The organism is Leisingera sp. S232 (genome assembly GCF_049800895.1).
GTDB lineage: Bacteria > Pseudomonadota > Alphaproteobacteria > Rhodobacterales > Rhodobacteraceae > Leisingera.
Map to the genome: position 1 here is coordinate 40,146 of NZ_JBNAFX010000022.1, position 8,470 is coordinate 48,615.

General features: G+C 62.7%; 10 protein-coding genes. 6 read left to right on the forward strand and 4 right to left on the reverse strand.

The window, feature by feature from the left end:
* Window positions 1-90: 90 nt before the first annotated feature.
* From ACP151_RS13805 to tssA, 4 genes are all read right to left on the reverse strand, one after another.
* Window positions 91-594: an Hcp family type VI secretion system effector gene (locus ACP151_RS13805; protein WP_424979483.1), complete on the reverse strand. Its 504-nt coding sequence runs from the start codon at window positions 592-594 to the stop codon at window positions 91-93.
* 64 nt (window positions 595-658) lie between these two features.
* Window positions 659-2,155, reverse strand: a complete 1,497-nt coding sequence (gene tssC, locus ACP151_RS13810) for a type VI secretion system contractile sheath large subunit (RefSeq protein WP_424979484.1) — start codon at window positions 2,153-2,155, stop codon at window positions 659-661.
* A 14-nt stretch (window positions 2,156-2,169) separates the two neighbouring features.
* Window positions 2,170-2,685, reverse strand: coding sequence for a type VI secretion system contractile sheath small subunit (gene tssB / locus ACP151_RS13815; protein ID WP_424979485.1), 516 nt, complete (start codon window positions 2,683-2,685; stop codon window positions 2,170-2,172).
* Window positions 2,686-2,755: 70 nt separating this feature from the next.
* Window positions 2,756-3,823 carry a type VI secretion system protein TssA gene (gene tssA / locus ACP151_RS13820; protein WP_424979486.1) on the reverse strand — a complete coding sequence of 356 codons (1,068 nt, stop codon included), beginning with the start codon at window positions 3,821-3,823 and terminating at the stop codon, window positions 2,756-2,758.
* Window positions 3,824-4,013: 190 nt separating this feature from the next.
* Here tssA and ACP151_RS13825 point away from each other — a divergent pair, with 190 nt between their 5' ends.
* The 6 genes from ACP151_RS13825 (at window position 4,014) to ACP151_RS13850 (ending at window position 8,298) form a co-directional block, all read left to right on the forward strand.
* Window positions 4,014-4,862: a hypothetical protein gene (locus ACP151_RS13825; RefSeq protein WP_424979487.1), complete on the forward strand. Its 849-nt coding sequence runs from the start codon at window positions 4,014-4,016 to the stop codon at window positions 4,860-4,862.
* Window positions 4,863-4,923: 61 nt separating this feature from the next.
* Window positions 4,924-5,346: a hypothetical protein gene (locus ACP151_RS13830; protein WP_424979488.1), complete on the forward strand. Its 423-nt coding sequence runs from the start codon at window positions 4,924-4,926 to the stop codon at window positions 5,344-5,346.
* A 3-nt stretch (window positions 5,347-5,349) separates the two neighbouring features.
* Window positions 5,350-5,967 (forward strand): MotA/TolQ/ExbB proton channel family protein, encoded by a 618-nt coding sequence (locus ACP151_RS13835; RefSeq protein ID WP_424979489.1) that lies wholly within the window; start codon window positions 5,350-5,352, stop codon window positions 5,965-5,967.
* 143 nt (window positions 5,968-6,110) lie between these two features.
* The gene (locus ACP151_RS13840) at window positions 6,111-6,524 is read left to right on the forward strand and encodes an ExbD/TolR family protein (RefSeq protein ID WP_424979490.1); all 414 of its coding nucleotides are present in this window, start codon (window positions 6,111-6,113) and stop codon (window positions 6,522-6,524) included.
* Window positions 6,521-6,928 (forward strand): ExbD/TolR family protein, encoded by a 408-nt coding sequence (locus ACP151_RS13845; RefSeq protein WP_424979491.1) that lies wholly within the window; start codon window positions 6,521-6,523, stop codon window positions 6,926-6,928. The genes ACP151_RS13840 and ACP151_RS13845 overlap by 4 nt, the downstream gene beginning before the upstream one ends.
* Window positions 6,925-8,298 carry a DUF4384 domain-containing protein gene (locus tag ACP151_RS13850; protein WP_424979492.1) on the forward strand — a complete coding sequence of 458 codons (1,374 nt, stop codon included), beginning with the start codon at window positions 6,925-6,927 and terminating at the stop codon, window positions 8,296-8,298. Before ACP151_RS13845 ends, ACP151_RS13850 begins: the two co-directional genes overlap by 4 nt.
* The last annotated feature ends 172 nt before the right edge of the window (window positions 8,299-8,470 follow it).

Below are 8,470 nucleotides of genomic sequence, written 5' to 3' on the forward strand. Positions count from 1 at the left end.
GGGCTCTACTCCGCAACTGGGATGGATGCTGCAAAAACGTCAGAAAAAACGGACCCCGGGCGGCAATACACCCGGGGTCCGCCAATTGGTTTACTCGACCTTGCCGGTCTGTACGTTCCAGGTAAAGTTCGGCTTCTGTGCAGTGAGCTTGCCGGATTTCTGGTCGGTTGCCTTGTACTCGTGGATGATTGAGGCATAAGCCATGGACCAGGTTTCTTCCGGAATGCCGTCTTCGCTGGAAGAGATCGAATAGCTGTCGATCACAACATCCTTCAATGTCCAGGTCGAATAAGCCTGCAGGCCTTCCGATGCACTTTCACCGGAACGGCACCAGTACATCTTGATTTCCGGGCGTACGGTGCCATTTGCCACAGCAAGCGCCAGATCGTTCGATGCCTTGCCCATTTGCGACGTCACTTCAATTTTCCCGAAGTTCGAGTTCGCATGCATACGCTGAGTGGAGCCCAGATCGGTCATTTCCACTGCGCGTTCGACATTCCAGCTTGCAGACTGGATGACGATCATTTTTTCAAAACCGGTAACAGTCGAGTCGCCTTTAATATCCTTAATTTCGATGAACATGTTAGCAGCCATAGCTGTATCCTTTCATAATTGATTTGCGTGTCGTTTCGGTCAGGAGGAGGCGTTGGAGTGGAAATTAGCCTCCCTTTTCCGAGGGCAGTTTGGACACCAGACGAAGCGAGACCGAAAGCCCCTCCAACTGGTAATGCGGGCGCAGGAAGAATTTCGAGGTGTAATACCCCGGGTTGCCCTCGACCTCTTCCACAACCACTTCGGCTGCGGCCAGAGGTTTGCGCGCCTTCTGGTTCTCCGAAGAGATGTCCGCGTTGAAATCAACATAGTTGTTGATCCATTCCTGCAGCCAGGACTCCATGTCCTGACGGCTTTTGAACGAGCCGACTTTATCCCGCACCATACACTTGAGATAGTGCGCGAACCGGCAGGTGGCGAACAGATACGGCAGCCGCGCGCCCAGATTGGCGTTGGCGGTTGCGTCCGGGTCGTCATATTCGGCCGGCTTGTGCAGCGACTGCGCACCCATAAAGGTCGCAACATCAGTGTTCTTGCGGTGGATCAGCGGCATCATTCCGTTCTTCGCCAGTTCCGCCTCGCGCCGGTCATCAATGGCAATCTCGGTCGGGCATTTCTGATCAACGCCGCCATCGGTGGTCGGGAAGGTGTGGCTGGGCAGGTTTTCCAGCGTACCACCGCTTTCGACCCCACGGATGCGCGAGCACCAGCCGTACATCTTGAACGACCGGGTGATGTTCACCGCCATACCATATGCGGCGTTGACCCAGCCGTATTTCTCGCTGCCGGCACCGGCTGTGTCTTCCTCGAACGCGAACTCCTCAACCGGGTCGGTCTTGGAGCCATAGGGCAGACGGCCCAGGAACCGCGGCATCGCCAGCCCCACATATTTCGCATCTTCGCTGTCCCGCAGGGACCGCCAGGCGGCATATTCCGGGGTCTGGAAGATCTTGGTCAGATCGCGCGGGTTCGACAGTTCCGACCAGCTGTCCATCTGGAACAGCGTCGGCTTGGCGCCGGTGATCAGCGGCGCATGCGCCGCCGCGGCGATCTTGGACATCTCGCCCAAGAGCTCGATGTCCGGCGGCGAATGGTCAAAGTGATAGTCGGCCACCAGGGAACCATAGGGTTCACCGCCCAGCTGGCTAAATTCCTCGGTATAGATCTTCTTGAAGATCGGCGACTGGTCCCATGCCGTGCCCTTGAATTTCTTCAGGGTCTTCGACATTTCCTTCTTGGTGATCGGCATCACCCGGATTTTCAGCTGCTCATCGGTCTCGGTATTGTTGACCAGATAGTGCAGGCCTCGCCAAGCGCTTTCCAGCTGCTGGAATTCCTCGTTGTGCAGGATCAGGTTGACCTGCTCGGTCAGCTTCTCGTCAATCGCCGCCACGATGCTCTCGATTGAGCGCAGAGCGTCGTCGGAAATCAGGGCCGTGTTCGCCAGCGCCTGCTCGGCCAGGGTCTTGACCGCGCTTTCAACCGCCGTCTTGGCCTGATCCGACTTGGGGCGGAATTCTTTCTGCAACAGGCTCGCAAATTCGGCAGAGCCAAAGGCGGTTTCACCAGCAGCGGCTTCCGCCTGGAGTTCTTCTTCAGCCATCTTTGCCTCCCCTCTTATTCTTCGCTCTCGGCGTCGCCGCCAGGTTTCGGCTGTGCCGCCAGGGTCTTCAGCAGGCTCGGGTCCTGAATGATCTTGGAGATCAGATCCTCTGCACCGGTCTTGCCGTCCATATAGGTCATCAGATTCGACAGCTGGTTACGCGCTTCCAGCAGCTCGCGCAGCGGCGCAACCTTGGCTGCAATCGCCGCCGGTTTGAAATCGTCCATGCTGTCGAATGTGATGTCCACCGCCAGGTTGCCCTCGCCGGTCAGCGTGTTTGGCACGGTGAAGGCCGCGCGCGGCGCCATCGACTTCATCCGGTCATCGAAGTTGTCCACGTCGATTTCCAGGAACTTGCGATCCGCAACCGCGGGCTGCTCCACTTCGGATTTGCCCACCAGGTCGCTCATCACGCCCATCACGAAGGGCAATTGCACCTTCTTCTCGGCGCCGTACAGCTCCACGTCATATTCGATCTGGACCCTTGGTGCCCGGTTGCGGGCAATGAATTTCTGTGAACTTCCGGCCATCTAGGTCTCCTTGCTCGTCTTGCTTTCACGGATGCAGCAGCGGGTTCCACCGCTTGAACGTCCGTGTCCGTCAGTCGTCGTCGTCTTCGATGCCGCCAATAAGGTGCACATTATCCACCCCTTGCGGCGCCATATCATTCATAATGGTGAGGAAGTCGGCCCCCACCAGCCGTTTGCACCGCTCCAGCAGGATCGGCAGCGGGCTTGATGGTTCTGCCCGCCGGTAATAGCTGATGATGCGGTCCAGCGTATTGGACACATCCGCGGGCGAGTTGATCGCCCCCGGCGCAGAGGCCACCGGACGGCCGCCGCCGGCCTGCACCGCAGCACCGCCGTCTTCCGCGTCGGCTTCTGCTGCTTCGTCCTCATCGGCCTCATCTTCGGTGCTCATACTGGCATAGCTGCCAATCCGCTTGCCGATCTGCTGCAGCAGCTTGATCAGCGCGCTCAGATCCGGCCCCTGCCCCGGTGTCTGCTCGTCAAAAACGGCAGAGATCGCCCGAACGTTTTCTTCCGCCGTCTTTGCGGCCGCCAGCCGCGCCGCCACAACCTCCTGGTCGCTGTCCTGAAATGCCGCTCCGATGGTGGCACTGTCCGGAACATGCTCCATGTTCTCCGGCGCCATCATCACCCCTTCGGCGATTTCGATGTCGCGCAGGCAGAACCGGCCGAACCCACGGCTCTCGCTCAGCGGTGCCCGGCGCAGCGAGCGATACAGGGGCGACGGCCCCGCCATCCCGTCCGGCTGGCCGCATAGATCCTGAATGGCATTGATCCGCATCGTCGGATCGCCGTCGTCCTCATCCAGCTCCGGATGGCAGGTCTCCCAGAACTCTTCCAGGCAGCCACGGATATAGGTGGTCACATCGGCAAAACCGGGCAGGCCCTCGGAATGCAGCAGCGCATCTCCCAGAAACACCGCCGCCCGCAGATCGTGGCTGCGCTCCAGCACTTCCAGGGCTTTTTTCTGAACTTCGCGGTAGTCGGGATCGGTGGCTTCGATTGTCTCGTTGCCCACAACCGATTCTTCCCCCGGCTGGGCCGCCAGCTCCATTTCGGTGAACGCCGGGTCGTATTCCAGATTTTCTCCGCTAGGGGCATCATCCCCTTTGGATTGCAGCAATACTGCAGGATCCATCGTCTCTCGCCCCCCTGGGTGCATTCTCTTTTGGCTGCGTACCGGATCTGGTAACGCTACGTAAAGCGGAAGCCACTCTTTTCGAGCCTGGTGGTTAAACCCGCGGAATCCTCAAACAATAACTTGACCCCAAGAGAGCCTTATCGCCATCCTAATGTCAAACCTTTTCCAAGCTTTCAACTATGGCTGAATGATGAGTATTGATCGTATTTCTGGCAAAGAAGTCAAAGAGATGATCCGGGAGGGCGCCAAGAAGCGAATGAGTTTCGCTTTCTGCCTGGATGCCAGCAAGGACCCGCTGCTGATGATCCAGCCGGGCAAAAAACCGGAAACTCTGAAGACGCCGATGAAAAAAGCAGGCGGTGGCCCGCCCATGGCCTGGGGCACCTATGTTGTACGCTACGGCGACATGGAGATGATCTGCGAAAGCGCCCCGCAGAGGATGATCACAGAGCTCAAAAAGTTCTTCAAACGCAATCCTGCCAAGGTCAATGTGCTGTTTTATGACGACGGCGGCAACCTGCTGGACAGTCTCAAACCTGAAACCTCCGAAAGCGTGGTGGCCGAGAAAGACGTCTCTGACATTTCCGCCTCCGACATCGACCCCAAGGCCATCGCTCCGCTGAAACGGCGGCTGAAACGGATTCAGCCGCGCATCGGCCTGGCGCCCGGCCCCCTGGAGCTGAAACTGAAACGCGCGCTGGCCAAATCCGTCGGCCTGATCAACGACGGCCGCCTGCAGGAGGCCGAGACGATGATCGTGGTGATCGAACGCGCGGTGGCCCGGATCGGCGCCGACCGCGAGGATGAAGCCAAGTCAATGAAACGCGGCCAGCGCGAGATGGATCAGCGCTCGCTTGGCGCCCAGGTCAAACGCGCCCAGTCGCTGCAGGCCAATGTCGCCCGCGCCCCGGGCAACGCCCGCGACCGGCTGGGCCGCGCCCTGCATGTGGCCGCCCGCCACCTGAAACGCCGCGACCTGGACTCGGCCCGCGACGCCATGGACAAGATCGAAAAGGCGCTCACCTCATTGGTCTGATCCCAAGACCCAATCCGCACCCCGCGGGCTGGCAACGACAAACCGGAACCCGGAGACAGTGATGCCCCTCAAACGCCTGCTTTGTGCCCTCGCCATGCTCTGCTGCCTGCCAATCGCGGCTGCCGCGGACACTGGCCCGCTCCGCGTTGAGCTGAACAAGACCGAAGAAATCGACGGCGGCGGCTGCCGCGCCTTCTTCCTGTTTCGCAATCAGACCGGCAAAAGTTTTGAAGGGTTTGAAATGTCGCTGGCTATTCTCGACGGCCAGGGGGTGATCGACCGCCTGCTGTCGATCGACGCCGCCCCCCTGCCCGTCCAGCGCACCACCCTGAAACTGTTTGAGATCCCAGAGATTTCCTGCGGCAACATCTCTGAAATCCTGCTGCATGATGTCACCTCCTGCCAGCCCCAGAACGAGGACCAGATGGACTGCTTCCCGATCCTGGAACTTGGCTCCCGCGCCGCCGCACCGCTGGTGAAATAGGCCATGAGCAGCACCTGGGAATTCCTCGGCACCGGTGGGCCAGTGATTGTGATCCTGGCGCTGATGTCGCTTCTGTCGCTGACGGTGATTGCCGTCAAACTGGTCCAGCTCTGGCCGGTGCGCTCTGGTTCCAGCGGCCGCGAACAGGCGCTGGCCCAATGGAAGAACGGCGACCGCAAACAGGCGCAGGACAGCATCGCAGGCGGCAAATCCCCCGCCGACCGGGTCATGGCCTATGCCATGCAGGCGCTGCAGGAAGGCCTGCGCGGTCCGCTGCTGCAAGATGAGCTGCAGCGCCGCGGCAATGAGGAAGTCAGCCGCATGAACGCCCTCATCCGGCTTTTGGAACTCATCGCCATGGTCTCACCCCTCCTGGGCCTCCTTGGCACTGTCCTGGGCATGATCCAGTCGTTTCAGGAACTGGAACTGGCGCAGGGTGCGGCCAATGCCTCGGTGCTCGCAGGCGGTATCTGGCAGGCGCTGCTGACCACCGCTGCAGGGCTGCTGGTCGCGATCCCCGCCGCCGTCGCGGCAGGCCTGTTTGCGGCCCGCATCGACGCCGCCGCCCAAGCCATCGAAAGCGCCGCTGGCCGCCTGCTGCTGATCAACGGGTCGCGCTGACGCATGCGCTTCCTTCGCATCATAAACATCCCGGGCCGCCTGCGGCCCGGTTCACGCCCGGCCCGGCCCCCCAGGGCGGGCGTGAAAACGCCCCCCCTCGGGGCCGGGCATGAACCCAATTGTGGAACCGAACGGCTCCTCCTATGAACATCAACCGCCCAGCACGACCCCGCGCCCTGATCTCACTGGTGCCGATGATCGATGTCATGCTGATCCTCTTGGTGTTCTTCATGGTGACTTCCACCTATCTGAACCTCGACATGATCCCGGCTGTCAAACCCTCCGAAACCACGACAACGGGCGCCACCCAAGCCCCGGCAGCCACCCTGATGATCCGCCTCGGCGCCGATGGCGTGCCAGTGCTGCGCGGCACCACATTGGATGCAGACAGCCTCCAAGCCACCCTTTCCGCTGCGGTGGCGAACGACCCTTTGACCCAAGTCGTCATCCTCCCCTCCGGCGCCGCACAGACCCAGGCCCTGATCACGGTGATGGACGTGGCCGCACTGGCCGGCGTCACCCGCCTGCGTGTCCTGCGACTGGAGGCAGCGCAATGAAACTCAACCGTCCGGCCCGCCCCCCCCATTCGGAAACCATCATCGCGCTGATCGATGTGGTGTTCTTCCTCTTGGTGTTTTTCATGCTGATCGGCCGGATGGACGCCACCGCCCCCTTCGATGTGCGCCCCGCCACCGCCGTCACCGGCCGCGATATGCCCGCAGGCGGCATCACACTGGCGGTCTCAGCCACCGGAGAGCTGGCCCTTGATGGCGAGACCATCGCCCGCAGCGCCCTCCCCTCTGCCCTTTCCGCCCTCTTGGCGGACGACCCTGCCTTGCGCCTGCGCATCAATGCCCACCGCTCGGCAGAGCTGCGCAACGTGCTGCCGCTGGTCGCCCAGGGCGAGGCGCTGGGGTTCACCGATGTGGTGCTGGTGGTCACTCCGGAAACAGAGGGATGACGCGCGCACCGGCCATATGGGCACTGGGGCTTGCGGCCTCTGCCCTGGTCCACGCGGCCGGCGCCGGCGCGCTGCTGATTTCCCTCGCCCCGGACCCGCTGCTGCAGCAGCCGACACCGGAAAGCAGCCTCAGCCTGCAATCCCATCGCATCCCAAGGACAGCGGCCATCTCGCAGGTGGCAGAAGGCGAGGAAGCCTTTGAAAGCAAAGGCCAAACCCAAGGTCTCGCCGCTGGCAGCATTCCCCGGTCCAGAGCCCGGCCCAAAGCTCCTGCTGCTGACAGCCTGAAACCCGCGGCAGCCAAAGCTGCCGCCGCCGCTCCAGCCCAGGCACCCGCCAACAGGCTTGCCAGCGCCGCTCCCGCGGCTGCGCCGCTGCCCAATGCCGCCGCCCCGTTGACATCCGCACCAGTCGCGCAGCCAGACACGGCCCCCCTGCCGCAAACAGCACCCGCCAGCCAGCCCAGCCCCCAGGCGCAGCCCCAAACCTCCCCCCTGCCCGGCGCGGCACCCAACCCCCAGCAGACCCCCGCCGCCCGTCCCGACGCCCCCCGCATCAAGGCCGCGCTGGCGTTTCAGGGTGGCGCTGGCGACATTGATCCGGTCTCCCTCGCCGCCTTCCAAAGCTTCATGCAGCCCGGCGATGCCGCCGCCCAAGGCGATCCGCTGCGCGACGGTGTCTCCGGCATCCTGAGTGCGGTGCCCTGCGCCCGCCTGCAGGTCGCCTTTGTGCCGGAAACCGCAACGCTGGAAGTCCGCGGGCACCTGCCCGAAGACGGCTTGCGCAGCCCGGTTCTCGCCGCTCTCCAAACGCAAATGGGCACCGATATCACCGTCTCAGACCAGATGCGCCTGCTGCCGCGCCCGCAATGCGGTGCACTGGCGGGGATTTCCAATGTCGGCCTGCCGCAAAGCACGGATCAGATCACCAATCCGCTGCTGCTGGGGGACGATGCCCATGCCCGGGTGCTCGACTATTCCGGCGGCGAGCGTCTGTTCTTCGACCTCACCGCGCCGGACTATCCGGCCTATGTCTATGTGGATTATTTCGACGCCGGCGGCGCGGTGCTGCACCTGTCGCCAAACGCGCTGGTGCCGCTGGCTGAAGCTGCCCCCAAAACCGCCCTGCGTGTTGGTGCCAAGGCGGCTGGAGACCCCGGATTGCAAATCACCGTCGCGCCGCCATTTGGTCAGGAAATCGCCGTTGCTTTCGCGGCCTCACATCCGCTGTACGAAGGCACCCGGCCCCTCAGCGAACCGGCGCCCGCCTATCTGGAATTCCTGCGCGCGCAGGTGGCCGCAGCCCGCGCAGACCATGCTGATTTCAAAGGCGAATGGGTCTATTTCCTTATCACCACCCACGCCCCCTAACCATCCACCGCACGCCGCCGCACAGGAGGAGCTCCCGCGCCCGCAGGCCCGCGGCTGCCGCCGCCAGGCCTTGGCGGCCTTGGGCCCGGGGGGGGGGGGGGGGGGCCCCCCCCCCCCCCCCCCCGGGGGGGGGGGCCCCCCCGGGGGGGGGTGATTTGGTGGCAACAGGTGG

Excerpts from the sequence above, each read along its gene's own strand:
- ACP151_RS13850 (WP_424979492.1), top strand. The coding sequence starts at position 6,925 with ATGACGCGCGCACCGGCCATATGGGCACTGGGGCTTGCGGCCTCTGCC.
- ACP151_RS13825 (WP_424979487.1), top strand. The coding sequence starts at position 4,014 with ATGATGAGTATTGATCGTATTTCTGGCAAAGAAGTCAAAGAGATGATC.
- ACP151_RS13830 (WP_424979488.1), top strand. The coding sequence starts at position 4,924 with ATGCCCCTCAAACGCCTGCTTTGTGCCCTCGCCATGCTCTGCTGCCTG.
- ACP151_RS13835 (WP_424979489.1), top strand. The coding sequence starts at position 5,350 with ATGAGCAGCACCTGGGAATTCCTCGGCACCGGTGGGCCAGTGATTGTG.
- ACP151_RS13845 (WP_424979491.1), top strand. The coding sequence starts at position 6,521 with ATGAAACTCAACCGTCCGGCCCGCCCCCCCCATTCGGAAACCATCATC.
- tssC (WP_424979484.1), bottom strand. The coding sequence starts at position 2,155 with ATGGCTGAAGAAGAACTCCAGGCGGAAGCCGCTGCTGGTGAAACCGCC.
- tssB (WP_424979485.1), bottom strand. The coding sequence starts at position 2,685 with ATGGCCGGAAGTTCACAGAAATTCATTGCCCGCAACCGGGCACCAAGG.
- ACP151_RS13805 (WP_424979483.1), bottom strand. The coding sequence starts at position 594 with ATGGCTGCTAACATGTTCATCGAAATTAAGGATATTAAAGGCGACTCG.
- ACP151_RS13840 (WP_424979490.1), top strand. The coding sequence starts at position 6,111 with ATGAACATCAACCGCCCAGCACGACCCCGCGCCCTGATCTCACTGGTG.
- tssA (WP_424979486.1), bottom strand. The coding sequence starts at position 3,823 with ATGGATCCTGCAGTATTGCTGCAATCCAAAGGGGATGATGCCCCTAGC.